This is a genomic window from Spelaeicoccus albus, assembly GCF_013409065.1.
In the GTDB taxonomy this organism is placed as follows: Bacteria; Actinomycetota; Actinomycetes; order Actinomycetales; family Brevibacteriaceae; genus Spelaeicoccus; species Spelaeicoccus albus.
Map to the genome: position 1 here is coordinate 1,693,414 of NZ_JACBZP010000001.1, position 23,124 is coordinate 1,716,537.

The 23,124-nt window shown below is 64.2% G+C and carries 24 protein-coding genes; 11 read left to right on the forward strand and 13 right to left on the reverse strand.

Features of this window, described 5'->3' with window-relative positions; translation table 11 throughout:
* Positions 1 to 62: 62 nt before the first annotated feature.
* Entirely contained in the window at positions 63 to 1,028 is a 966-nt protein-coding gene (locus BJY26_RS07800; protein ID WP_179427129.1) for an alpha/beta hydrolase, read from the reverse strand.
* Positions 1,029 to 1,234: 206 nt separating this feature from the next.
* Here BJY26_RS07800 and aroQ point away from each other — a divergent pair, with 206 nt between their 5' ends.
* Positions 1,235 to 1,687, forward strand: a complete 453-nt coding sequence (aroQ, locus tag BJY26_RS07805; RefSeq protein WP_179427130.1) for a type II 3-dehydroquinate dehydratase — start codon at positions 1,235 to 1,237, stop codon at positions 1,685 to 1,687.
* A 105-nt stretch (positions 1,688 to 1,792) separates the two neighbouring features.
* On the opposite strand, the gene BJY26_RS07810 is transcribed toward aroQ, so the two are convergent.
* The 3 genes from BJY26_RS07810 to BJY26_RS07820 form a co-directional block, all read right to left on the reverse strand.
* Positions 1,793 to 2,098, reverse strand: a complete 306-nt coding sequence (locus BJY26_RS07810) for a Fe-S cluster assembly protein HesB (RefSeq protein ID WP_179427131.1) — start codon at positions 2,096 to 2,098, stop codon at positions 1,793 to 1,795.
* 119 nt (positions 2,099 to 2,217) lie between these two features.
* Positions 2,218 to 2,442 carry a sulfurtransferase TusA family protein gene (locus tag BJY26_RS07815; RefSeq protein ID WP_179427132.1) on the reverse strand — a complete coding sequence of 75 codons (225 nt, stop codon included), beginning with the start codon at positions 2,440 to 2,442 and terminating at the stop codon, positions 2,218 to 2,220.
* 21 nt (positions 2,443 to 2,463) lie between these two features.
* On the reverse strand, positions 2,464 to 2,766 hold the full coding sequence (locus BJY26_RS07820; protein ID WP_179427133.1) for a hypothetical protein: 303 nt from the start codon (positions 2,764 to 2,766) through the stop codon (positions 2,464 to 2,466).
* Positions 2,767 to 2,939: 173 nt separating this feature from the next.
* On the opposite strand from BJY26_RS07820, the gene BJY26_RS07825 reads away from it, so the two are divergent.
* The 6 genes from BJY26_RS07825 (at position 2,940) to BJY26_RS07850 (ending at position 9,445) form a co-directional block, all read left to right on the forward strand.
* Entirely contained in the window at positions 2,940 to 3,590 is a 651-nt protein-coding gene (locus tag BJY26_RS07825; RefSeq protein ID WP_179429855.1) for an SDR family oxidoreductase, read from the forward strand.
* A 230-nt stretch (positions 3,591 to 3,820) separates the two neighbouring features.
* The gene (locus BJY26_RS07830) at positions 3,821 to 5,440 is read left to right on the forward strand and encodes an ABC transporter substrate-binding protein (RefSeq protein WP_179427134.1); all 1,620 of its coding nucleotides are present in this window, start codon (positions 3,821 to 3,823) and stop codon (positions 5,438 to 5,440) included.
* Positions 5,441 to 5,488: 48 nt separating this feature from the next.
* Complete coding sequence (locus BJY26_RS07835; protein ID WP_179427135.1) at positions 5,489 to 6,421, forward strand: ABC transporter permease; 933 nt, start codon at positions 5,489 to 5,491, stop codon at positions 6,419 to 6,421.
* On the forward strand, positions 6,414 to 7,307 hold the full coding sequence (locus tag BJY26_RS07840) for an ABC transporter permease (RefSeq protein WP_179427136.1): 894 nt from the start codon (positions 6,414 to 6,416) through the stop codon (positions 7,305 to 7,307). The genes BJY26_RS07835 and BJY26_RS07840 overlap by 8 nt, the downstream gene beginning before the upstream one ends.
* Positions 7,308 to 7,331: 24 nt before the next feature.
* Positions 7,332 to 8,360 carry an ABC transporter ATP-binding protein gene (locus BJY26_RS07845; RefSeq protein ID WP_179427137.1) on the forward strand — a complete coding sequence of 343 codons (1,029 nt, stop codon included), beginning with the start codon at positions 7,332 to 7,334 and terminating at the stop codon, positions 8,358 to 8,360.
* Positions 8,357 to 9,445 carry an ABC transporter ATP-binding protein gene (locus tag BJY26_RS07850; RefSeq protein WP_179427138.1) on the forward strand — a complete coding sequence of 363 codons (1,089 nt, stop codon included), beginning with the start codon at positions 8,357 to 8,359 and terminating at the stop codon, positions 9,443 to 9,445. The genes BJY26_RS07845 and BJY26_RS07850 overlap by 4 nt, the downstream gene beginning before the upstream one ends.
* 3 nt (positions 9,446 to 9,448) lie before the next feature.
* Here the strand turns inward: BJY26_RS07850 and BJY26_RS07855 are convergent, their stop codons facing one another.
* From BJY26_RS07855 to BJY26_RS07865, 3 genes are read right to left on the reverse strand one after another with little or no spacing between them, the layout of a single operon-like run.
* Positions 9,449 to 9,655 (reverse strand): DUF1905 domain-containing protein, encoded by a 207-nt coding sequence (locus tag BJY26_RS07855; RefSeq protein ID WP_237249049.1) that lies wholly within the window; start codon positions 9,653 to 9,655, stop codon positions 9,449 to 9,451.
* A gap of 10 nt (positions 9,656 to 9,665) precedes the next feature.
* Positions 9,666 to 10,244 carry a DUF2269 family protein gene (locus BJY26_RS07860; RefSeq protein ID WP_179427139.1) on the reverse strand — a complete coding sequence of 193 codons (579 nt, stop codon included), beginning with the start codon at positions 10,242 to 10,244 and terminating at the stop codon, positions 9,666 to 9,668.
* Positions 10,245 to 10,293: 49 nt separating this feature from the next.
* Positions 10,294 to 11,163, reverse strand: a complete 870-nt coding sequence (locus BJY26_RS07865) for an SDR family oxidoreductase (protein ID WP_179427140.1) — start codon at positions 11,161 to 11,163, stop codon at positions 10,294 to 10,296.
* Between the two features lie 168 nt (positions 11,164 to 11,331).
* On the opposite strand from BJY26_RS07865, the gene BJY26_RS07870 reads away from it, so the two are divergent.
* The 4 genes from BJY26_RS07870 (at position 11,332) to BJY26_RS07885 (ending at position 16,664) form a co-directional block, all read left to right on the forward strand.
* Positions 11,332 to 11,775, forward strand: a complete 444-nt coding sequence (locus tag BJY26_RS07870) for a MarR family winged helix-turn-helix transcriptional regulator (protein ID WP_179427141.1) — start codon at positions 11,332 to 11,334, stop codon at positions 11,773 to 11,775.
* Between the two features lie 124 nt (positions 11,776 to 11,899).
* The gene (locus BJY26_RS07875; RefSeq protein ID WP_179427142.1) at positions 11,900 to 13,843 is read left to right on the forward strand and encodes a cytochrome c oxidase assembly protein; all 1,944 of its coding nucleotides are present in this window, start codon (positions 11,900 to 11,902) and stop codon (positions 13,841 to 13,843) included.
* The gene (locus BJY26_RS07880) at positions 13,840 to 16,134 is read left to right on the forward strand and encodes a heavy metal translocating P-type ATPase (protein ID WP_179427143.1); all 2,295 of its coding nucleotides are present in this window, start codon (positions 13,840 to 13,842) and stop codon (positions 16,132 to 16,134) included. Before BJY26_RS07875 ends, BJY26_RS07880 begins: the two co-directional genes overlap by 4 nt.
* Positions 16,131 to 16,664 (forward strand): DUF5134 domain-containing protein, encoded by a 534-nt coding sequence (locus tag BJY26_RS07885; RefSeq protein ID WP_179427144.1) that lies wholly within the window; start codon positions 16,131 to 16,133, stop codon positions 16,662 to 16,664. The genes BJY26_RS07880 and BJY26_RS07885 overlap by 4 nt, the downstream gene beginning before the upstream one ends.
* A 4-nt stretch (positions 16,665 to 16,668) precedes the next feature.
* Here the strand turns inward: BJY26_RS07885 and BJY26_RS07890 are convergent, their stop codons facing one another.
* From BJY26_RS07890 to BJY26_RS07915, 6 genes are all read right to left on the reverse strand, one after another.
* The gene (locus tag BJY26_RS07890) at positions 16,669 to 17,559 is read right to left on the reverse strand and encodes a carbohydrate ABC transporter permease (protein ID WP_179427145.1); all 891 of its coding nucleotides are present in this window, start codon (positions 17,557 to 17,559) and stop codon (positions 16,669 to 16,671) included.
* On the reverse strand, positions 17,556 to 18,557 hold the full coding sequence (locus tag BJY26_RS07895; protein WP_179427147.1) for a carbohydrate ABC transporter permease: 1,002 nt from the start codon (positions 18,555 to 18,557) through the stop codon (positions 17,556 to 17,558). Before BJY26_RS07895 ends, BJY26_RS07890 begins: the two co-directional genes overlap by 4 nt.
* A complete protein-coding gene (gene ngcE, locus BJY26_RS07900; RefSeq protein ID WP_179427149.1) occupies positions 18,554 to 19,972 on the reverse strand; it encodes an N-acetylglucosamine/diacetylchitobiose ABC transporter substrate-binding protein in 1,419 nt (472 codons plus the stop codon). Before ngcE ends, BJY26_RS07895 begins: the two co-directional genes overlap by 4 nt.
* A gap of 31 nt (positions 19,973 to 20,003) precedes the next feature.
* Positions 20,004 to 20,942, reverse strand: coding sequence for a MurR/RpiR family transcriptional regulator (locus tag BJY26_RS07905; protein ID WP_179427151.1), 939 nt, complete (start codon positions 20,940 to 20,942; stop codon positions 20,004 to 20,006).
* A 155-nt stretch (positions 20,943 to 21,097) separates the two neighbouring features.
* Complete coding sequence (locus tag BJY26_RS07910; protein ID WP_179427153.1) at positions 21,098 to 21,919, reverse strand: serine hydrolase; 822 nt, start codon at positions 21,917 to 21,919, stop codon at positions 21,098 to 21,100.
* Positions 21,920 to 21,922: 3 nt separating this feature from the next.
* Entirely contained in the window at positions 21,923 to 23,077 is a 1,155-nt protein-coding gene (locus BJY26_RS07915; RefSeq protein ID WP_179427155.1) for a serine hydrolase domain-containing protein, read from the reverse strand.
* Positions 23,078 to 23,124: the final 47 nt, after the last annotated feature.

Genomic DNA, 23,124 nt, shown 5'->3' on the forward strand with positions numbered 1-23,124 from the left:
TTACTCACGAGTAGTTTATCCGGTGGTGCACTGGATGGGGCCGCCAGGCCGTCGGTGCTTCGTCAGCCGAGCCAACGGTTCAAGAACGCGGCGACCTTGGCGCGCATTCGTCGATCGAACGCCTTGATCGAGTGCCGATGACCGGGGACGAGGTCGAGCGTGTGAGGCACCCGCGCGGCGCGCAGCGCCGATGCGAACGCCTTGCCTTGCGCGGACGGCACGAGTTCGTTCTCGGACCCGCCGATGAAGACCGGCGGGTCGGACGGGTCGACGGCGTAGAGCGGCGAAGCGGCCTTGCTCTGGGCGCACCGCGCGAACGTGCGGCAGTGCAGGTATGCAAGCTCGAGGCGCTGCAGGTAAGCGCCGGGGCGGCCGCGGCGCTGCCCCGCTGCCGTCAGATCGATCGGCCCCGACAAGTCGACGACGGCGGCGACGCGCGTGCCCGAATGGAGATCGCCGGTCCCGCGCATGCCGAGGAGCGCGGCGAGATTCCCGCCGGCGGACCCGCCGAAGACCCCCAAGCGGTGCGGATCGACGGCGAACCGTTTGGCGTTTTTCGGCGTGCGGATCCAGCGCAGCGCTGCAGTCACGTCGTCGAGTTGCGCGGGGAAGCGGGCGGCGGGCACGAGCCGGTAGTTGAGGGAAAAGGCGACGTATCCCTGTGTTGCGAGCCAGCGGCAGACGTCCGTCCAGCCTGCGCCGGACTTGTCGCCGTGTGCCCAGCCGCCACCATGGATCTCGAGGACGGCCGGCCGGTTGCCGGCTGCGGAATCCGCCGAAGCGGCCGGTGAGCACACGGTGAGCGACTGATTGGGCGAGGCAGTGCCGTAGCGGATGTTCGAGGAGAGAGAAACGCGGGCGAGCTGCGGCTCCGCGTCGCTGTGTGTCGTGGCCCGGGCCGCCCGAGCCCCGGAGTCCAGGGGGCCGGTAGTGGTCATGACAAGGACCGCCACGACCACGGCGGCTAGGAATGCCGGCAGCGAGAAGTGGCGGACATACCGGTACCAGCGCGCACGTCGCGTATTCACATAACCTCCAGCGCCGCCGAATCGACGTGTCGAGGACGAATACGGCGAAAGCACTGCGGCGTATCGATAATACCGACGGCTCGGCCCCCGATGACGCCGCCTGCCAAAACGTCATTGATTCGAGAGCATTCGGTGACAATTCGTGCTGCGCGGTATCGTGTGAGCACCGGCGAGACGACCCCGCGCACGACGATGAAAGGGCCCCGATGACCGACGCACTACCGCGAATCCTGCTGCTCAACGGCCCGAACTTGAACGCCCTGGGCCTGCGCGAGCCCGAGCTGTACGGGCGGCACACGCTGGACGACGCGGAGCAGCTGGCGCAGGGGCGTGCCGCGTCCGCCGGTTTCGGTCTCGACGCGTTGCAAAGCAATCACGAAGGCGCGCTGATCGACCGGATTCACCAGGCGAGGACCACTCACGCCGGAATCGTGATCAACCCGGGCGGTCTGGCGCACACCTCGGTCGCCTTGGCCGACGCGATCCGTTCGGTGGCACTTCCGACGATCGAAGTGCACGTGACGAACGTGTACCGGCGTGAGGAATTCCGGCATCATTCCTATCTCTCGGCGGCGGCCGAAGCAGTCATTGCCGGGGCCGGAGTGGCCGGATACGGTCTTGCCGTCGACTGTCTGGTCGAACTGCTTGCAGAAAAATGACGCGAGCCGGTCACAAGTTCAGCCCCGCGCCGGGGTGATCTGTCCGGCACGGGGCTGAAACTTGTGTGCTCGTCGGGGACGAACTACCCCGCGGAGCCGGTTGAGCTATTCGGCAAGTTCGCCGAGCTGGAACGTGACCGCTCCGGCCTCGTCGACCTGGGCATCGAGCACCTTGTCGGCCAAAACCGTTGATGCGGTCTCGGACAAGAAGACGCGAGCGCCTTCGCTTTCCACTACCTCGTCGCCCTCAGCCGGCGCGTCGGCCGTGGCGACAGTGAATTCTTCGGGCGTGCTTTCTTCGCTGCTGATCCGCAGACCGACTTGATCGGCCTGGGCCGTTTCGCTTTCCTGCGCCGACTGATCGGCGATGGTCTTGACGATCGTGCTGGCGTTCGGGGTCAGGGTGAGCATGAAGAGCTCCAATCCGATTGAAAATGCGGCAGTCTCCACCGTTTCGTAACCACGGGGCGGTACGCAACAGTCAAACTGGATTTTCGCTCTCGGCGTGAGGCCCCGCGGGGCCCGGGATATCAGGGTTTTTGCACCGTGATCGTCCACGACGCGTTCGTCACCTTGGCGAAATTGGTCACCGGGTACCCGTTCTCGGCGGCCCAGCGGGGGAGCGCGTCGGTGGCCTGCGTGCAGTCGAAGTTGATGATCAACTCGTCGCCGGCCGCAAGGTCGCCAATTGCCGCTTTCGCTTCTTCGAGCGGGAACGGGCAGACTTGGCCGTCGGTTTCCAGTGTCTTTTGCATCAGGGGAACTCCTTAATGGTGTCAGCGGTGCGCGGCAGTCCGGGGTGCCGGAACGGATGCGGGATCGCCCGGCGCCACGGGACGATTCCGGTGCGGGGTGATGGTGAGCTTGGCGGCCAGCCCGTTGCCGACAGTGCACCCGCCGGCCAGCGAGGCGCCGATGCCCATCAGGGCGCCGCCGCCGAGGCCGACGCCGATGACCAGAACGCCGACGACTATCCACGGAGAGACGCCCAAAGCGCCGTAAATGGTGCTGGAGTCGATGGCCACGCTGCGTACCGCGAAGCCGAGTATCGCGCCGACAATCAGTCCGGAAATGAGCATAGAAGATCCTCGGTGAGTGCGAAGTGAAAGATGGGGAACGGCTGCCGGGACGCTGTCGCATTCCGTCATAAACGCGCCGAGGACTCAGGCCTGCCGAGAAATACTCCCCGGCGCCGCGGCGTTGCCGACACCACAAGACAATGCACCGCAACGTGAAGAAAGTGAGACATCAGGTGTCGAAGATCGCCATTATCGGAGGACACGGCAAGATCGCTTTGCAGCTGGCGCGCATCTTGACCGGCGACGGACATTCCGTCAGCTCATTGATTCGCAATCCGGACCACACCGCGGACGTCGAGCGGACCGGCGCGTCGCCGGTCATGGCGGATGTCGAGCGCATGGACGTGGGCGCCATGGCTGCTGCAATGGCCGGGCAGGACGCGGTCGTGTGGTCGGCGGGGGCCGGCGGCGGCGACCCCGAACGAACCTACGCGGTCGACAGGGACGCGGCGATCCGATCGATGGACGCGGCCGAGCAGGCAGGAGTTCCGCGGTACGTCATGGTGTCGTATTTCGGTGCCTCGCCGCAGCACGGTGTCGACCCGGACAATCCGTTTTATGCCTACGCCGAGTCCAAGGCGGCGGCCGATGCGCACCTTGCGGCAACCTCGTTGGCGTGGACCATTCTGGGGCCCGGCAAACTCACCGACGGACCGGCCACCGGGTTGATCGAGATCGGGGCCGACTCCGGCGAAGTGACCCGCGACGACGTGGCAGGCGTGGCCGCAACGGTGCTGCGGATGCCGGAGTCGGCAGGCAAATTCCTGCAGTTCACGGGTGGCGACACGCCGATCGACCGCGCCCTCGCCGACGCGAGCCGCTGACGGCGAACGGGGAGGGGGAAACCGAAACCGCAAGCCGCGGTTTGGATTGTTGAACAAATCTATTGACTTGCTCAATGTGACATGGAACACTTCGAGTCAAGCCACGCCGGCGATCACCAGTCGCCGGCGTTTCTTGCCTATCAGGCTGTCACTCGTGTGCCGACCGCTCGTCAGAGACGCAGCCGACAAACTTCACAATCGCTTCGTGATCTTTTTCAAGGGAGAAGTAGATGCGTTCGCTATCGGTTCCCGCCTCCACGCGCCGCAGTTCGGCGCGATCGAGGGGCAAAGCCCGCACCACCGTCACGGCGATAGTCGTCACAGCGGCAATGGCTCTGGCCGGCTGCACGACCGGTGGCGGCGGCCCCGATAAATCCGGCTCCGGCGGCGGGTCGAGTGAGACGTTCAATATCGGCATCGGCGTTGATCTGGACTCCGTCGATCCGGCACAGCAGACGACGACCACTGTGCAGAACGTGATCGACTACGGGCTGGAACCTCTGGTCAAGCTGACCAAGCAGGGTAAGACGGCGCCCGGCCTGGCCAAGTCGTGGGACACGTCCAAGGACGGCAAGGCCATCACTTTCCACTTGCGCAAGGGCGTGAAGTTCCATGACGGAACGCCGTTCAATGCCAAAGCCGTGAAATTCAACCTCGACCGCATTCTCGACCCGAAGGTCAAGGTGCCGCTGCGCAGCGCCTTCGAGGTGATCACGAAGGTCGACGTCGTCGACGATTCGACGGTCAAGCTCGAATTGAAATATGCCGATCCGCTGTTGATCAATAATCTCGGTATCACGACGTCGTCGATGCTCTCGCCCACATCGGTGAAGAAGGACGGCAACAGCTACAAGAACGTCGTCAAACCGGTCGGTACCGGGCCGTACGCGTTCCAGAAGTTCGACAAGGGAAGCCTTGTCGTCTATAAGAAGGCAAAGGACTACTGGGGCAAGAAGCCGTATTACGGCGAGGTCGACTTCCACATCATGCCCGAAGCGAACTCCCGCGAAGCCGGGCTTCGCTCGGGACAACTGCAAATGATCATGAACCCGCCGGTCAGCGATTTGAAATCGCTCGATTCGGGCTCCGACCTCAAGGTGCTCAAGGCTCCGAGCGACAGGTCCGTGTTCATTGCGTTCAACAACTCGAAGCCGCCGTTCAACAACGCAAAGGTCCGGAAGGCGTTCAACTACGCGGTCAACAAGAAAAGCATCATCAAGCATGTGCTCTTTGGTGCCGTCGATTTGATGGATTCGCCGTTGGCCAAGAGCCTGACCGGCTATTGTTCGGTCGGTTCCTATCCGTACAACCCGAAAAAGGCCAAGAAGCTCCTGAAGGAAGCCGGCGCCACGAATTTGTCCATCAAGTTCGGCACGCCGACCGGCAGGTACCTGCAAGACAAGCAAGCGGCCGAAGCCATTGCGTCGAATCTGCGGGACGTCGGTGTCAAGGTCAAGGTGCAAACCATGGACTGGCCGTCGTACCAAGCCAAGACGAACCTGAAAAAGGGCGGCTTCGACATGCACATTCTCGGCTGGGCCCCCGGCGCGTTGGACGCACCGACGCAGTTCGAGATGTTCCAGAAATCGGATTGGCCGCCGAACGGATTGGCTACCGCGTTCTACACCAACCCGAAGGTCGAGAAGCTGATCGCGTCGGGCAACAAGGAACTGAACACGTCCAAGCGCAACGATGACTACTGCCAGGCGCAAAAGCTCATCTGGGGCGATGCGCCGTGGCTGTTCCTGTGGAGCCAGACGCTGATCCTCGCCTACTCGACGAAGGTCGCCGGAGTGTCGTATATCCCGAACGAGAAGTTCAACACGATCTACGCGCATCCGGCGAGCTGACCCACGGGCGGCCATGCAAGCGACCACTGACTTGAAGAAGAGGCACGAGTGAGCGGATTCTGGGCATACCTGGTTCGGCGGATCATTGCCTCGATCATCACGTTGCTCGGCGTCGCCTTGGTGCTGGTGATACTCATCCAGTTCCTTCCGGGCGACCCGGCACGGGTGATCGCGGGAATGCAGGCCTCGCAGGCCGAGGTCGATCAGATCAGGCATTCGATGGGTCTCGATCAGCCGGTGATCGTGCAGTACTTGACGTTCCTCGGGCACCTGGTGCAAGGAAACATGGGCTTCTCGGCCCGGATGGGCACGCCGGTGCTCGCCGAGATCGGGAACCGGCTTCCGTTCACGCTGGAGCTGGCGATCTTGGGCACGCTCGTCGGAGTCATCGCGGGCATCTTGCTCGGCGTGATGTCGGCAACTCACAAGAACAAGCTCGCCGACACCATCGGCTCGATGATCGGAGTCATGGGCATCTCGATGCCCGTGTACTGGCTCGGCATCCTGCTCATCGTTCTCTTCTCGGTGAACTTGAAGCTGCTGCCCACCGGAGGGGCGCAGACCTTGTCGAGCCTGATACTTCCAGTCGTCACGCTGGGCGTGTTCTCCATGGCGATAGTCTCCCGAATGACCCGGTCGACGATGCTGGACACCTTGGGTCAGGACTTCGTCCGCACGGTGCGTGCCAAGGGCGTCGTCGAATGGCTCGTGGTGTACAAGCACGCGCTGCGCAATTCGTTCGTCCCGATTCTCACCGTGATCGGCTTGCAGTTCGGCACGCTCTTGGGCGGCGCCGTGCTGACCGAGACGGTGTTCTCCTGGCCCGGGATCGGCCAACTGCTTGTGACGTCGATCCAGGCCCGGGACTTCCCAATGGTGCAGGGCATCGTCTTCGTCTTCGCGGCGATGTTCATCGTCGTGAACATCATCACCGACCTGCTCTACGGCGTCGTCGACCCACGAGTGAGGATTTATGACTGATACGGCAGCCGGGGACAACGCGGGCGCGCAGCGCGTGCAAAAAGGCGAGCGCCCGGTGAACAAGAACCTGCGCGTCTTCTTTCGGAACAAGGCGGCAGTCACGGGTGTCGGCATTCTCGCGGTCTTCATTCTCGCGGCAATATTCGCACCGCTGCTGACGCCGTACGATCCGACGCACCAGGTGCTGTCCCAGTCGTTCCAGACGCCGTCGCTGGTCCATCCGCTCGGCACCGACGACCTCGGACGCGACATCCTGGCGCGCATCATGTACGGCGGCCGCTACACGCTCATGATCGGCGTGGTCGCCACGCTGCTGGCCGTCGCCATCGGCGTGCCGCTCGGACTCATCTCGGGCTATTTCGGCAGCTGGTTCGACATGGGAATCCAACGCGTCGCCGACATCATGCTCTCGTTCAACGCATTCCTGTTGGCGTTGGTACTGGTGGCCGTCATGGGCGTTGGAATGAAGAGCGTCATCATTGCGGCGGGGATCGGCGTCATTCCGCAATTCATCCGACTGGCCCGCGGCCAGGCGCTCTCCCTGCGCGAGTCGGTCTATGTCGAGGCCGCCGAAGCATTCGGGTCGATGCGAATGACGATTTTGCGCAGGCACCTGCTGCGCAACTCGCTGACGCCCATCGTCGTGTTCGCCACGCTGAACGTCGGACTCACGATCCTGGTGGCCGCTGGCCTGGGATTCCTCGGGCTCGGCGTGCAGCCGCCGCTGCCGGAATGGGGCACCATGCTCGGCGAAGGCCGGTCGTACATCTTTCACGCTTCCTACACGTCGACCTTCCCCGGGCTGGCGATCTTTCTTGTCGTTCTCGGCTTCAACCTTGCCGGCGACGGTCTCCGCGACGCCCTCGACCCCAACCTTCGCGAGTGACGGACTTGCCTGAAAGGAGCCACAGTGGCTGAACCGGTACTGTCGATCAAAGATCTGTCGGTGAGCTTCCATACTCGGACGGACGTCGTGCGGGCAGTCGATCACGTGAGCTTTGACGTGTATCCGGGAGAGACGCTCGGCGTCGTGGGCGAATCGGGTTCGGGCAAGAGCGTGACGATGCTGTCGCTGCTCAAACTCATCCCGGCATCGGCCCGGGTACGTACCTCGGGCCAGGCGATGTTCCGCGGCCAGGATCTGCTGCAACTGTCCAACAAGGAATTGCGGCGGATCCGCGGCAGGGATGTCGCATTGATCCCGCAGGACCCGATGACGTGTCTCGATCCGGTGCTGCGCGTCGGTCCGCAAATCGTCGAGGCCATCAAAGCCCATCACCCGGCCGGCCGAGCCACTCTGCGGGCCAAGGCGGTCGACCTGCTCCGGCTGGTCGGACTGCCGCAACCCGAGCAGCAATATTCGCAGTACCCGCACGAGTACTCCGGCGGCATGCGCCAGCGCGCCATGATCGCCATGGGAATCGCCAACGATCCGGCGTTGCTGATCGCCGATGAGCCCACGACCGCCCTCGACGTGACGATCCAAGCGCAGATCATGGACGTGTTGAAGGCCGCGCAAGCCGAAACCGACGCCGGTTTGTTGATGATCACCCACGACCTGGGCCTCATCGCCGAAATGGCCGACCGCGTCGTCGTCATGTACGCCGGCCACGTCGTCGAGACCGGCGACGTGGAGACGATTTTCACGAACCCGCGCCATCCCTACACTCTCGGCTTGCTGGGCAGCCTGCCCACGGCCGGCGGCGACGAGGAATGGCTCAAACCGATTCCCGGCAATCCGCCCGATCTGGCCCACGTGCCGCCCGGCTGCCCGTTCCATCCGCGCTGTCTGCTCGCCAAGGACCGTGAGGTCTGCCGGACGACGCCACCCGTTCTCGAACCGGCCGGTATCGCCGGACACTCGTCGGCGTGCCATTTCAAAGACGAGCTGGCCGCCGAATCATCGCATTTGCTTGAGGAGGCCGAGAACATCCAATGAGCACCCAGAATCCGCCGAGCACCGACCGGGCGCCGGCAGCCGACGAATCGATCATGCGCATCCGAGGGCTCGTGAAGCATTTTCCGATCACGAGCGGACTGATCAAACGGCAGACCGGCGCCGTCCACGCGGTCGACGGCGTCGACCTCGACCTCGTCACCGGGCAGACGCACGGCGTTGTCGGCGAGTCCGGCTGCGGCAAGACGAGTCTTGGGCGCACGAGCATCCGACTGACCGAGCCGACAAGCGGGTCCATCGAGTTCAACGGCGAAGACATCACCACGCTCGGCCGCGGGCGTATGCGCGAGCTGCGCCGGGACATCCAGATCGTCTTCCAAGATCCCTTTGCCTCCTTGGACCCGCGCATGACGGTCCTTAATTTGATCGCCGAGCCGCTGCGCGTCCACGGCCTGTACGCCAAAAGCGGCGGATACAAGAAGATCGCCGAACTGATGGAGGTCGTCGGTCTCAGTCCGGACCATTCCAAACGGTATCCGCATGAATTTTCCGGCGGGCAGCGCCAACGCATCGGCATCGCCCGGGCATTGGCGTTGAATCCTCGGCTGCTGGTGCTCGATGAGCCCGTGTCGGCGCTGGACGTGTCGATTCAAGCGCAAGTGATCAACTTGCTGAAGAAGATTCAAGACGAATTCCAGTTGACCTATTTGTTCATTGCGCACGATCTCACCGTCGTCCGGCATATCTCGGACCGCGTGTCGGTCATGTACCTGGGCAAGGTGATGGAGACCGGCACCCGTGATCAGGTGTACGGCTCGCCGAGCCACCCGTACACGCAGGCACTGCTCTCGGCAGCGCCGATGCCGGACCCGGCGGCCCGTTCGTCGCGAAAGCGGATAGTGCTGCAGGGCGACGTGCCGAGCGCCGTCGATCCGCCGTCCGGATGCCGGTTCCGCACGCGGTGCCCCAAGGCGCAATCGATTTGCGCCGAGAAGGTGCCCGAACTCGTCGAACGCGGACAAGGGCACCCGGTGGCCTGTCATTTTGCGGACGTCGACCCGCAAGTCGCGTTCACGGGCTCCCAGCTTCCCGGCGAAGCGGGGTCTAATGCGGGGAAATCGGCGTAAGGGTCATGTGGGCGAAGTCGCCTTCGTCCAATGCCTCCGCCCGGCGCACTGCGGCTTTGATCGGCACACGAGCGCGGAGATGTCGTGGAGTTCCGCGCTTTCGGCGTCCGGCACCGTGACGAAGTAGAACGGGGCCGGCCCGCGCCAAAACCACAACGGGCCGGTGAACGCTAAAGTCATCCGGCCGGCATCGCCGCGTGTGCCCGTCATGCCGACCACGCTACGCGTGGTTCGCGGCGGTCGTCGAGGCTCGACGCACTGTTCGGAGTCTGAAGAACGCGGCAATGGCCGACGCGGCAGCCGCGACGGCACAAGCCGCAATCGCGGCGGCGAGGTCCGGCCTGTTCGTCATCAGGTACAGCAACGCCACAACCTGTGACGTGCCGAAAAAGACCACATAGGTCGGTCTGGCAGCCAGCTGGATTGCGCGGAGATCGGCTTGCGGTATCTCGCCCGATGCGCCGGCAATCGCCGTCCGGAGGCGCCTGTCGTCACTTGCCTCCACGGTGGGCCCCATTGCCGCCAATATCGCAGTGACGACCAAGGAAGTGACGACCCAGCCGGCGGTCCAGGGGATGCCGTATCCATTCTGCGCGACCAGGTAGAGACCGGACCCGATGATCACGAGCATGGCCGGGATGATCACGACTTCGACGCGCGTCGTCCCCGCGATCAGTGATCGCAGCTCGCGTACGGTCCCGGCAGTCTGTATGCGCAGCATCGTCAGCACGGTGGCGGTCACGGAACCGACAAGAAGAGCGACGCCCAACAGGTGTACGAACAGCGCAACGTGAATCATGAGGTTCCTGAGGCCGAGTGAACGATAGTGACGCGCGGTCCGCCGGCGGTCATCGCGACTTCGCCGCCGTCACGGCTTCCCGGACGGCTTCGTGCGCCGTGATCGCCGGCCGGCCAATGAGCTTCGCCAGGTCGTCGCTAGCGGTGAACAACTCTCCGCGAGCCAGGCCGGCGTCGGCGTCGGCGACGGAGGCAGCCATCTCTGCGGGCAGCCCCGCAGCAGTCAGAGTGCCGGTGAAATCCGCAACCGACATGTCTTGATAGGCGATGGGGGAGCCGAGGACGTCGCTGAATGTGGCGGCGAGTTCGGCCAGGGTCAACGCCGTTCCGCCGAGTTCGTAGGTCGCTCCGAGGTGCCCGTCCTGCGTGAGTACTGCGGCGGCGGCTGCTGCGAGATCGCGTCGGCTGACGGCGCTGACGCGGCCATCGCGCGCGCTGCCCATCAATGCGTGATATTGCGCGATCACCGGGAGTTGGTCGGTGTAGTTCTCCAAGTACCACCCATTGCGCAGGATGACGAAGGCCGCACCGCTGTTACGCAGGTACTCCTCGGTACGACGATGTGCGTCGGCGAGCGTCATCCGTGCGGTCGAGGCGTTGACCATGCTGGTGTACACGATCTTGGACACCCCCGCTCGAACGGCCGCGTCGATGGCGGTGCGGGCATTGTCGAATCGTTCACCGACCGTGCTCGTGGAGACCAGCAGCATCGCGTCGGTGCCCACGAGAGCGTCGTCGAGCGTGGCCGGATCGGCGAAGTCTGCCCGCCGGACCGTGACGTCGCGCTGGGCGAGATCGGCGAGTTTGTCAGTGCGTCGACCCGTGGCCACGATCTGCGTCGGTGGTGTTCCCGTGGCGAGGAGCTGATCGACGACTAGCCGGCCGAGGTGACCTGATGCTCCGGTGACGACTATGGACATGATGTTTCCTTTCGATAGATGTTGCTGAAATAGTCAATAATCTTTACTATAATCATCAGCGCTACAGAAAACAAACGCTGCGGATACGCAGTGACGACTCGGTGCGACAGGATTGACGTAGAGTGTGAACCCGTGGGACCGGACGGGATGAAGGGAGTCGAGAGCGGCATGGACGACGATGAGCAGATCAACCTCGGCGTGTTGTTGTTCATCCCGTGGCGGTACAGCGAGGACCGAATGTTCCGGGCTCTTCAGAATGCCGGGTTCGACGATTGGACCCTTGCTCAGTGCCGCGTGTTTCAACGCGTCGCCCCGGATGGCTCGCGGCTCACGGATCTCGCTGACCAGGCGCAGATGAGCAAGCAGAGCGCCGGGGTAATGGTCGATCAATTGGAACGCCTCGGCTATGTTCGCCGGGTTCCTGATCCCGCGGATGGCCGCGCGCGATTAATCGTCATCGAGGGACGTGGCTTACGGGCGTCGGAAACGGCTCAGTCGACACTCGACGAAATTCTCTCGGAGTGGAAGACCTACCTGGGCACCCGTAACTTCACGCTGCTGCGGCAGATCCTGGACCAGCTTCGCGAGATAACCGACCCGTACGCACGATGATTCCCGATGTAGTCATGGTCTATGACTAATGTTGTAGGAGGTTCTCATTGTCCGCCGACCTGGCGCGGCGGGGTGAATCCGCGGTGGTTCGCGTCTTTCCACGCGCTGTAGAATTGCCGTGGATATGCGTATCGATTCCAGAGGCAAGTTTTCGTGGCTGCCCGTGCTCGTGGGGGCGGCGGCCGCAGTCGTGCTCGCAGTCGCTGCGGTCACGGTGCCGGGTGAGGCCAATTACTCGAGTGTGAACGAGAACTTTCCGGGCTTGCCCACGGCTGTGACGTCGAGCGTGCTGCGACTGATTTCCTATCTCACCGGTGCCGTGACAATTGGCGCGCTCGTCGTCGGCCTGGCCATGATCCCGGCCCGGAGGAGCGGGCGGATCACCCCGCCTGCGGCGCGGGCCTTCGGCACTGCCGGTTCCTTCGGCTTGCTCTGGGCGCTGACGGCCTGCATCCTCATCGTGGTCGATGCGGCAGACACCAACGGACTGTCCGTGGCGCGCGGGATCAGCCCCGAAGCGCTCATGACGATGATCGGCGCGGCCAACCTGCCCAAGGCGTGGATTCTCGTGACCATCGGCGCCGGGGTGGTCGGGTTCACGGCCGGCGCCGTGCGCACGTGGCGCGCGGCGGTCCTGCTCCTGGTCGTCGCGGGTCTGAGCGTGCTTCCGCCCGTCGTGACGGGCCATGTGGCAGTTGCCGCCAATCACGACTGGGAAACGGACGCCGCCATGTTCGGCTCCATCGCCGTGGCCGTATGGATCGGTTCGGCAATGGTGCTCAGCACCAGGCGCTCGACCCGCCCGCTGGCGGACCCGGCGGCGCTGAGGTTCCGCAGGCTGTCGTGGTGGGCGTTCGGCATTGTGGGCCTGACCGACCTCATCGTCGACGTGTTCGAACTGGCGGGCACCAATCCTCTGGCCAGCGTGTCCGGCCGGATCATGATTGCCCGCATGCTGGTGCTGGTGGCGCTCGGCGTGCTGACGGCGGCGCCCGGCGCGATCGGACGTCGCGCTGATACGCGCAGCGCCGGGCGCCGAACGGCCGGACCGGCCGCATTCATGCCGGCCGTCTGGATCATGCTGGGGCTCGGCTACTTCGGACTCACCGCCGCAATGGACAGGATCCCGCCGCCGCGTTATTTCGCTTCCGACGTCACGATCCAAAAGACCCTGCTCGGCTACACCCTGCCCGATCCGCCGACTTCGCTGAACCTGCTGCTCACGTGGCGGGTCAACATCTTGTTCCTGACGATCGCCGTGGCCGGGGTCGCCGTCTATCTGTGGGGCGTGCGGCGCCTTCGCATCCGGACGACGCACGCGTGGCCGCTTCACCGCACAGTCTCCTGGATCGCCGGCTGGGCGTCGGTCGTGGCAGTCACCACTGCCGGACCCGGCGTGTATTCGCCGGCGACCTTCAGCATGCACATGGCCACGCACATGGTGCTGGGAATGATCTCACCGCTGCTGCTGGTGCTTGGTGCGCCGATCACGTTGACTCTTGCTTCGACATCCGGTCGTGCCGGGCCGTTCGCCGGCCCCCGGGAGTGGATCACCGGATGCGTCAACTCACCAATGATGCGGGTACTTGCCAACCCGGCAGTCGTGTTCGTCATCTACATCGTCGGCTACTTCGGCTTCTACATGACGCCGGCCTTCACTCACCTGATGATCTTCCACTGGGGACACCAAGTCGTCAGACTGTTCTTTTTGGTGATCGGCTACTTGTTCTTTTGGCTTGTCGTCGGCGCCGACAAACCGCCGAAGTCGCTGCCGGCGCTCGGCAAGCTGGCGTTCGTGTTCGCCATGATGCCCTTCCACGCCGTCTTCGCCATCGTGATCATGTCGATGCGCACCATCATCGGATACACCTACTTCACGTATCTGGACGCGAAGTGGAGGGGCGGCCTGAAGGCCGATCAATTCGCCGGCGGGATCATCGACTGGATCGGCGGCGAAGCGCCGCTGGTCTTCGTGATCGCCGGCCTGCTCCTCGTGTGGATGCGGCAAGACCGGCAGCGGACCGAATTCTCACCCGACACCGTCTCCGTGCTCGAAGGACGCCGATGACCACCGCAACCGACAACCCACGCACTGACGGCGCACCCGACCCGGGGGCTGCCGCATCGGCACCGCTCGTGTTCGACATCGGCGGGATGAGCTGTGCGGCCTGCGCCAGCCGGATCGAGCGCAAGGTGAGCAAGCTGGAGGGCGTGAGCGAAGCTCGCGTCAACTTCGCCACCGAGCGCGCAGCGGTGACGGGGCTGCCCGAATTGTCAGCCGCCGACATCGTGGCCTGTGTCGAGCGGACCGGCTATACGGCGTCCCTGCATGAATCCGAAGAAGCCGGGGCCGCCGAGTCGCAAGCCCGCTCGCGCATGCTGCTGTGGCGGCTGATCGTTGCGGCACTGCTGGCGCTGCCGCTCGGCGACCTGACAATCACCCTGGCGTTGGTGCCGTCGCTGCGGTTCACCGGCTGGACGTGGGTGTCCGTCTTGATGGCCGTGCCGGTGGTGTTCTGGTCGGCCTGGCCGTTCCACAAGGCAACACTGCGCGATATCAGGCAGATGTCGTTCGGCATGGACGCTCTCGTGTCGATAGGCGTCATGGCCTCCTTCGTCTGGTCGACCTGGACCTTGCTGATCTCACCGTCCACCGAGGCGGGCTACTGGCTGGGCTTCGGCGTCACCCCGGCCGGCGCCGACTCGATCTATCTGGACGTCGCGGCAGGCGTGACGACGTTCCTGCTGGCCGGTCGCTACTTCGAAGCGCGCTCGCGCCGTGCGGCGTCCGACGTGCTGAACGCGCTGAACGCATTGGGTGCCGACACGGCACGCATCATCGCCGACGGGGTTGAAACGGTGCGGCCCATCGACATGCTGATGCCCGGCGAGCACATAGTTGTCAAAGCGGGCGAAACGGTCCCTGCCGACGGCACCATCGACGAGGGGAGTGCCGATATCGACACCTCGATGATGACCGGCGAGCCGGCGCCGCGCGAACTCGGTCCCGGCGACGAAGTCCTTGCCGGCACCATCAGCACAAACGGGCGACTGGTCGTCACGGCCACCCGCGTCGGACGACAGACCGAACTCGCGCAAATGGCCGCCCTGGCCGGTCGCGCGCAAGAAGGCAAGGCCCGGATCCAACGCCTGGCCGATCGGATCGCGTCGGTGTTCGTGCCGGTCGTGATGGCCATCGCGCTCATCACGTTCGGGGCCTGGCTGCTGAGCGGCGCCGAACTTCGCACCGCGTTCGGCACCGGCCTGGCAGTGCTCATCATCGCCTGCCCGTGCGCACTCGGACTCGCCACGCCGACCGCGCTCATGGTGGGCGTCGGCCGCGGCTCACAACTGGGCATCCTCATCAAGAGCCACGAGGCGCTCGAGGCCAGCGGCAGCATCGACACAGTCGTGTTCGACAAGACCGGCACCGTGACGAGCGGCTCGGTGCTGCTCACCCGCGTGTGGGCGCCCGGCCGGGACAAAACTGAGGTCATCCGCTCGGCCGCGGCCCTGGAACGCCTCTCCGAGCATCCGCTCGGGGCGGCAGTGACCCGGTACGCCGATCGTAATCTGGATGCCGTGCCGGCGGCAGCCGATTTCGCCGTGCATCCGGGATTGGGCGTCTCCGGCACTGTCGACGGCCGCCGGGTGCTGGTCGGCAGCCGCACGTTCCTGGCCGGCGAGAGCATCGACGTTCCGAACGATGCGGCCGAGCTGATCGACGGGTACGAAAAGTCCGGCACCATCGCCGTCCTTGTCGGAATCGACGGACGCCTGGCCGGGGTGCTCGGGCTCGGCGACAAGGTGCGCCCGTCCGCAGTGCACGCCATGGAGCAGCTGGCATCGATGAAGCTGCGCACCGTGCTGCTCACGGGCGACAGCGAACGGACGGCGCGCGCCGTGGCCGACCGGATCGGCGTCGACGAGGTGATTGCCGGCGTGCTGCCTGCCGGCAAGGTCGACGCAATCCGCTCCCTGCAGGACGACGGACGCCGGGTGGCAATGGTGGGCGACGGGATCAACGATGCGGCCGCTCTGGCCACGGCAAACCTCGGCCTGGCCGTCGGCAAAGCCACCGACATCGCCTTGAAAAGCGCCGACATGATCTTGGTGCGCGAAGACCTCAGCGTGGTGCCGGACGCCGTCCGGCTTGCCGGGCGCACGCTGCGCACCATCCGCCTGAACTTGTTGTGGGCATTCGGGTACAACGTGGCGGCGATTCCGCTGGCCGCGTTCGGACTGCTGAACCCGCTGATCGCCGGGGCCGCCATGTCGCTGTCGTCATTGCTGGTGGTGACGAACAGCCTGCGGCTGAAGAACGTCGCCGGCAGCGTGCCGGACGAGGACGACTCGTGATTGCCGACGTCGTCCTGCGCTGGGTCGTCACGGGCGTCTTCGTGGCGTGCAGCGGGTACTGCACGTCGCGCTTGGTCATCCGCGGCGGCCGCATCGAACAGTTCAACTTGTTCGCGCACCTGTTGATGGCCATCGCCATGATCGCGATGGCGTGGCCGTCCGGGATGGGGGTGCCGGCCGGCCCGCAGGTCGTCGTCTTCGGACTGGCCGCCGTGTGGCTGGTGGTTCAAGCGCTATTGGCCCGGCGCCCGTGGATGAAGGGCGCACACGGCACCCACCAGCACCCCATCGCCCTCTGGTATCACGCTTTCATGATGGGCGCCATGGTGCTCATGGTCGTCATGATGGGCAGGGCCGGCGAATGGATCGCGCCGACTGCCGTCGCGGTGGCCGCGATCTTCGCATTTGCCGCGATCCGGTGGATCGCGGCTGCCGTCCGCCGGCCGCGCGAAAGACACTGCGTGGTCGAACGCATTTACGAGGTCCTGATGGCGGCCGGCATGGCGAGCATGTTCTTCGTGATGGGGTGAGCCGCTACTTCATCGCCCCCTGCGTGACCGACCCCTGCAGCTGCCGCTGGAAGATCAGATACACGATGAGCACGGGGACTATCACGATGATGGCGGCGGCGTTCAACGCGCCGTAATCGACCGAGTAGCCGGCTTGCGAGGCGAACCTGGCCATGCCTTGCGTCAACACGTAGTCGTCCACGTTCGTATTGAGCGCGATCGGCAGCAGGAACTGGTTCCACAGGCCCACGAAGTTGAGAATCGTGACAGTGGCGAGCCCGGGCTTCGCCATCGGCAGCATGACTTGGAAAAACGTCCGCCAGTCGCCGGCGCCGTCAAGCTCGGCCGCCTCGCCGATCGACCCGGGGAGCGACTTGAAGAACGCGAACAGGAAGAACACCGTGAACGGCAAGGCGAACGCCGTGTACGTGATGATCAGACCGGGCAGGCTGTTCAAGATGCCGAAGTTCTTCAAGATGAAGAACAGCGGCACGATGGCGAGGAAGATCGGGAACGTCAGCCCGGCAAGCATGGCGTAGTAGATCCACATCCGGCCGGGGAACTGGAACCGAGCCAGCACGTATGCGCACATCGAGCCGAGCAACATGGTCAAGATCAGCGCGCATCCGACGACTATCACGGTATTGAGGAAGAAGCTGCCGATGCCGGCAGTCGTCCACGCGTGCGCGTAGTTGTCGAAGTTCCAGTGCTTGGGCAGTGCGAACGGAGACGCGAAGATCTCCTTGGACGTCTTGAACGACGACATCAGGGTCCACGCCAGCGGCACGATGATCAAGATGGACCAGATGGTGAGCGCCGTATGGGACAGCCCGGCGACGACTTTGTCGCTGCGCGACGATTTCTCGGGCGGCGCCACGGGCGTTTCGCGGAGTATGTCGGTAGTCGGTGTGCTCATTCCGCCGCCTCATTCGTTCCGCCGGAGAAACGGTTGACCATGAAGACCACCGCCGAGAAGATCAGGGTGATGATGGCCAGCACGACGCCCATGGCGCACGCCTCGCCGAACTTCCCCTTCGTGAATGCGGTTTGGAACAGCTCTTGCGAGATGACGAGCGTCGAGTTGTTCGGCCCGCCTCCGGGTTCGAGCGCTTGCATGTACACGAACGCGTCAAGGGCCAAGATGCCCATGTAGATGTACGCGGTTTGAATATTGTCGCGGATGAGCGGAATCGTGATAGTGACAAGCGTGCGGAATCGTCCGGCTCCGTCAATACGGGCGGCTTCGTACAATTCCGAAGGAATTCCCTTGATGGCCGCCACGAACAGCACCATGTAAAAGCCGACGAGCCCCCACACGATCACGAACATCGTGGCCGGAAGCGCAGTGAGCTGAGTACCCAGCCACGCAAAGGACTTGAAACCATCGAAGCCGAGGTTCGTGAGGATCCCGTTGATCAACCCGGCGCTCGGGTCGTACACCTGGCCCCAAATGAGTCCGATGACGATGGCCGGCACAACATAGGGGAAGAATGAGATGACGCGGTAGAAACTCGAGTTCCGCAAACCGCGGATCTGCCCCTTGCTGCTGCCGCCCACCGTCACGAACGACGCAAGGATGAGTGCCAGGACGACCGTCACGAGCGGCAGCACAATCAACAGCACGATGCTGTTGCGCAGCGACGTAGTGAACTTGTCGTCGGCGAAGATCGTCGTGTAGTTCGACAGACCGATGTAGTCCATATCGGGAGAGAATCCCGACCAATTCGTCAGCGAATAGTTGAAAGCCTGGACGAACGGAGACACCACGAAGATCGCGTAGATGGCGACCGGGATACCCAAAAACACCACGAGAAAGCTGATCCGGTCGAAAGTCAGCCACTTCTTCAAGCGCCGGCGGCGGGGGGCGGCCGGTGCCGCCTTCCCCGCCTTCGGCTGTGTGCGTAATGCGCTCATGTGACCTTGATCTTCTTGACCGACTTGTCATTGCGGACCTTGTCGGTGATCTTTTGCATGCCCGCAGTCAGCTTGGCGACCGACGACTTGCCGGCCAGGAACGCGTTCCACAATGTCAGCAGGTCGTCGTTCATGCCGTAATTGTCGACGAACTTCCACGTGAACACGTTGTCGCCGGCAGCATCGAGCATCTTCGTCTGCGACACGAGCGCGGTCGAGCCGAATCCGTCCGGCGGCACCAAATCCTTGACGATGGTGGGAGACAGGACGGTCTTCGAGAAGTTTGTCGCTGCCTGCTTCGACAACATGGTGCGCAGGAATTCCTTGCCGCCCGGAACGTTCTTGCCCTGCGACGGGACGATATAGCCTTCGCCGCCGGCGCTGTGCAGTGAATCGTACGGAAACTTCGAATCCGAGGTCAGGGTCGGCTCGGTGAACCCCGTCATCTTGAAGTTCTTCTTGGTCTGATCCTTCATCTCGTTTTCGATCCAGCCGCCCGAGGGGTAGAGGATCGCATCTTCGGCATTGCTCCACTGCGCCTGCGCGGCGGTGAACTGCGTGCCGGCGCCGCCCGGTTTGACCATATCGGCGTCGATGATCTTCTTCATCGCCTTCAGCACGCCCTGCACCGAGTCATCCGACCAGCAGTTCGGTTTGAGATTGCCGAGCTTCAGCCGGACCGGGTCGCCGCCTTCTTTGATGGCCGACGCGATGCACATGGTCAGATAGTAGGTGGCGGCTTCCTTGCCCCAGCAGAACAGGTACTTGTTCGCCTTTTTGGCCTTCTTGCCCAGTTCGAACATCTCGTCCCAGGTCTTTGGCGTCTTCCACCCGTGCTTGTCGAACAGCGTCTTGGAATACCAGATGCCGTAAACGGTGAGCACGTAGTTGATGGAGGCGAGCTTGTCGCCGAACATGCCCGGTGCGAGCGCGCCGCCGTACAGCGTGTCCTTGATGACCTTGCCCTCGAGGTTCTTGGCCTCGGTGACGTCGGTCAGGTCCTCGAGCTGGTCGAGGATCGCCTGGAAGCTGATCAGATTGGCGCCGGAGTTGTCGATCAGGTCCGGCGGATTGCCGCTGACGAAGCGCGGTTGCAGCGTTTGTGCGATGTTCGTCTGCGGAGACACCTTGACCGTCGCCTTGGGGAAGTCCTTCTTGACGATTTTCCCGGCGAATTTGGCGTATTCGATGCCATAGCCGCCCTTGAAGATGACCGCGTCGATTGTCGAATCGGCAGCCATGCCGAAGGGGTTCTTTTCCGACTTCTTGCCGGAAGACCCCTTCTTGTCGCTCTTATCGCTTCCGCCGCCGGTGGCGCACGACGCCATCGAGGCGCCAATCGGCACCGCCACGGCCGAAGCCAGGGCGGCGCGCATGACGTTGCGCCGCGCTAAGGGCTGATCTTGTATCTTCATTTCGTTTGCCTTCTCCTAGAGGGGTTGTTACTCATTGCTGCGAATGCCGCGGCCTGGCCGGCATCGCTCCTTCGGAGGCCACCCGGTGCGTGGACACCGCTTCTGCCGTCAATGCCAGATTCGTCGTCGATTGCTGGAAGTCCTCCTGTGCGACCAACAGGTACAACAAGTCGAGCACGAGCAGTTGTACGTGCTTGGCCGACAAGTCGTCGGGTTGGAGGTATTGCTCGTACACCGAGGTGATGATGCGCACGTCCGCTTCTTCGGCAAGCGGGGACGTCGGGTTGTTGCTGATCGCGACGGTCAGCGCACCCGCGTGACCGGCCTGCCGCAGCATTTGGATTGTCTCGTCGGTGTGACCGGTGTTGGAGATCCCGATCGCCACGCATGTCCGACCCTGGACGGCCGCGCTCGTGAGCCCGGCATGGACCTCGGCCCAATAGTGCGTGTTGATGCCGATCCGGTAGAGCCGGGCCTGCATTTCGGCGGCAAGCATCGAACTGCCGCCGACGCCGTAGATGTCGACGTGCGTGCTGACGGCGATCTTGTGTGCCACGCGCTTCAACAGCGGCAGGTCCATGATGGCGGCGGTCTCTTGCAGCGATCTGGTGTGCGCGTTGACGAGGGTGCTGAGTACGGCTCGCGGTGAATCGTCGGGTCCGAATGCCCGGCCGATGTCGATGGTCCAGGTCTCCCGGCCCGCTGCGCGGCCCAGGTCGGTGGCAATGCTCACGCGAAGCGGCGAGTACCCGGCAAAGCCGAGCAGCCGGCAGAACCTCGTCACGGTGGCCGGGGAGGTGCCGGCCCGACCGGCCAGTTCGCCGATACTCATTTTCAGCGGCGCTTGCGGATTGTCCAACAGGAACTGGGCGATTTTCGTCATGACCGTCGACATCTCGGGCAGTTTTGCCCGCACCCGGTTCGCGACACCGATGGTCGGTGCCGTCGTGTCAGGGGTCTGAGCCGTCATAGAGAATTCATTCGTCCTTGATTGGATTCTGGCGAAAATCAATTTCATGTTACAGGGTAACGTGCGTCACACCACTGCTTGGCGGCAACGAATCGGTAACGATCGCACAAGCCGACGGAGGTTCCGCGTGGGGCCTCTGGTTGCCCCGGAGGAAGTCAGGCGTCGAAGTCTTCGGGGGCAGCGATCAACAGCGGGGTGGTGATCCCGGCCGCCATGGCGCCGACCGCTTCAATGCCCTGCCGTTCGTCGTACCCTCGCGTGCACACTGCCAAATACAGGGTGGCAGCAGTCCCGGGCGTGCCGATGAACGCCACATCGTGCGTGATGCCCTCGACCCAGCCCGATTTCGAGCCCCACCGGACTCCGGCCGGCAGGCCCGGCGCAATATAGGCGAAATCCTGGTGTTCGAGGGCGGTGATCATGAACCGGGTGCTGCCGGCCGACGTGAGCATGCCGGACACGATGACGCGCATCAGCCGGGCAAGATCGGACGCCGTCGTCTGATTGGTCAGGCCGCCGTCGCGTGCTGCGATATCGCCAATGAGGCGTTTCATCTTTGTCGACACCAGTCCGGCATCGGTGATCGTGTCGTTCACCGCGTCCAAGCCGATGAGCTCGAGTGCCAAGTTGGTGGCTTCGTTCGACGACCGGTAAATCATCCGGTCGAGCACGTCGCGCAACTGCATGGCCGTGCCGTCGTCGGGGAAGCGCTCATCCGCGTCATCGGTTTCGAGAGTGAAAGGGTCGGCGCCGGGTTGAGCGCTGGTGAACGTGCGCCGAACCACGACCGTGTCGTCCAGACTGCGAAGACCGGCGTCGATATCGCGCATCACGGCCAGCAGGACGGCGAGTTTGATTGTCGATGCGGGGTAGTATCGCGTCCCCGAATCGCGTTCGGCCACGACGCGGCCGCCGCCGTCCAGCAAACAAAAGCTGACTGCCGGTTTGCCGTCGCTGTACTCCGATGTCACAGACACGAGCTAGGTCCTCTCGTAAATCGCCGACGTAATGGCACGGCGTAGTGCGTGAATGCCCGAAGCCGGGTCGGCCGTTGTTCGCAGCGGGTGGACCCGATTGGTCAGTATTGCGACAGTCAACCCCTTTTCCCGGTCGACGTGCAAGCTCGTCCCGGTGAATCCGCTGTGTCCGCGCGCCCGGGCGCCGGCGTCGGTCATCCATTCCGTCTGCCCGATGCGCAGGCCCAACGTGTGCCCGTGCGCGAGATCTTGCCCCGGCCCGTCGGCAGGACGGAACGTCGCGGGCACCTCTTCGGGCCACATCCGGGTCGCGGCGCGGCCGACCCTGCCCTCGCCCGGTACGCGGATGACTTCGCCGAGTCGGACGACGTCGGTCACGGCGGCGAACAGGCCCGCGTTGGCGCACGCGCCGCCCAGCGACCACGCCGTCTCGTCGTGCACGATTCCTCGGACGACGCCGCGGCCCGCGTCGGGCTGCAGCTCGGTCGCGGCTGTTCGGGCGGGGTCCGGCGAGAAGGTGATGCCGGACAGCTCGAGCGGTTCCAGCACGCGGGAGCGGACGAGGAGCGGCCACGGAGCGTTCGCCGCCTGCTCGGCCGCCGCCATCGCAGTGATGAATCCGACGCACGAATACTCCCAATACGTGCCCGGCCGATGCGCCAAGGGAGTGGCCAGCAAGTCCGCGAGCAGCTCGCGCCGGGCCGTTCCGGCGGTGAAGTCCGCGGGGCTGAAGCGTGTGCCGAGGACGCCCTGCCAGCCCGACCAGGTCGCGGGGAGTCCCGACGTGTGGGTGAGCAGATGACGGAGCGTGACGGCCATCTTGTCGCCGCCCGCGAACTGGTCGAGGTACGCGCCGATCGGCTCGTCCAGGTCGACAAGACCGTCGTCGACGAGCGTCAGCAGCGTCATGGCCGAGACGACCTTCGTCACCGAGGCCAGGTCGAAGAGGGATTCCGGGGGGACGGGGTCGCGGTCGCCGGCGGGGATGTGCGCGCCGGCCGCGTCGACGGTCTGCAGCGAACCGGCAGTGACGACGTCCGACAACTCCCCGCGCACCGCGTACTGGACGGCGGCGGCCGGAGCCAGTGCGGCGGCATCGCCGAGCAGTCGGGCGAGCTCTGCGTCAAGCTCGGCCGGGCCGGAATTCGCTGGTATCACGTTTCGATTGTCGCAGCGCCGGTCGCAGTTGGTTCGCGCAGGCATGA

Coding starts and splice junctions, on each gene's coding strand:
- ngcE (WP_179427149.1), bottom strand. CDS start 19,972: ATGAAGATACAAGATCAGCCCTTAGCGCGGCGCAACGTCATGCGCGCC.
- BJY26_RS07890 (WP_179427145.1), bottom strand. CDS start 17,559: ATGAGCACACCGACTACCGACATACTCCGCGAAACGCCCGTGGCGCCG.
- BJY26_RS07895 (WP_179427147.1), bottom strand. CDS start 18,557: ATGAGCGCATTACGCACACAGCCGAAGGCGGGGAAGGCGGCACCGGCC.
- BJY26_RS07870 (WP_179427141.1), top strand. CDS start 11,332: ATGGACGACGATGAGCAGATCAACCTCGGCGTGTTGTTGTTCATCCCG.
- BJY26_RS07820 (WP_179427133.1), bottom strand. CDS start 2,766: ATGCTCATTTCCGGACTGATTGTCGGCGCGATACTCGGCTTCGCGGTA.
- BJY26_RS07810 (WP_179427131.1), bottom strand. CDS start 2,098: ATGCTCACCCTGACCCCGAACGCCAGCACGATCGTCAAGACCATCGCC.
- BJY26_RS07860 (WP_179427139.1), bottom strand. CDS start 10,244: ATGATTCACGTTGCGCTGTTCGTACACCTGTTGGGCGTCGCTCTTCTT.
- BJY26_RS07840 (WP_179427136.1), top strand. CDS start 6,414: ATGACTGATACGGCAGCCGGGGACAACGCGGGCGCGCAGCGCGTGCAA.
- BJY26_RS07875 (WP_179427142.1), top strand. CDS start 11,900: ATGCGTATCGATTCCAGAGGCAAGTTTTCGTGGCTGCCCGTGCTCGTG.
- BJY26_RS07830 (WP_179427134.1), top strand. CDS start 3,821: ATGCGTTCGCTATCGGTTCCCGCCTCCACGCGCCGCAGTTCGGCGCGA.
- BJY26_RS07850 (WP_179427138.1), top strand. CDS start 8,357: ATGAGCACCCAGAATCCGCCGAGCACCGACCGGGCGCCGGCAGCCGAC.
- BJY26_RS07815 (WP_179427132.1), bottom strand. CDS start 2,442: ATGCAAAAGACACTGGAAACCGACGGCCAAGTCTGCCCGTTCCCGCTC.
- BJY26_RS07865 (WP_179427140.1), bottom strand. CDS start 11,163: ATGTCCATAGTCGTCACCGGAGCATCAGGTCACCTCGGCCGGCTAGTC.
- BJY26_RS07855 (WP_237249049.1), bottom strand. CDS start 9,655: ATGACGGGCACACGCGGCGATGCCGGCCGGATGACTTTAGCGTTCACC.
- BJY26_RS07880 (WP_179427143.1), top strand. CDS start 13,840: ATGACCACCGCAACCGACAACCCACGCACTGACGGCGCACCCGACCCG.
- BJY26_RS07905 (WP_179427151.1), bottom strand. CDS start 20,942: ATGACGGCTCAGACCCCTGACACGACGGCACCGACCATCGGTGTCGCG.
- aroQ (WP_179427130.1), top strand. CDS start 1,235: ATGACCGACGCACTACCGCGAATCCTGCTGCTCAACGGCCCGAACTTG.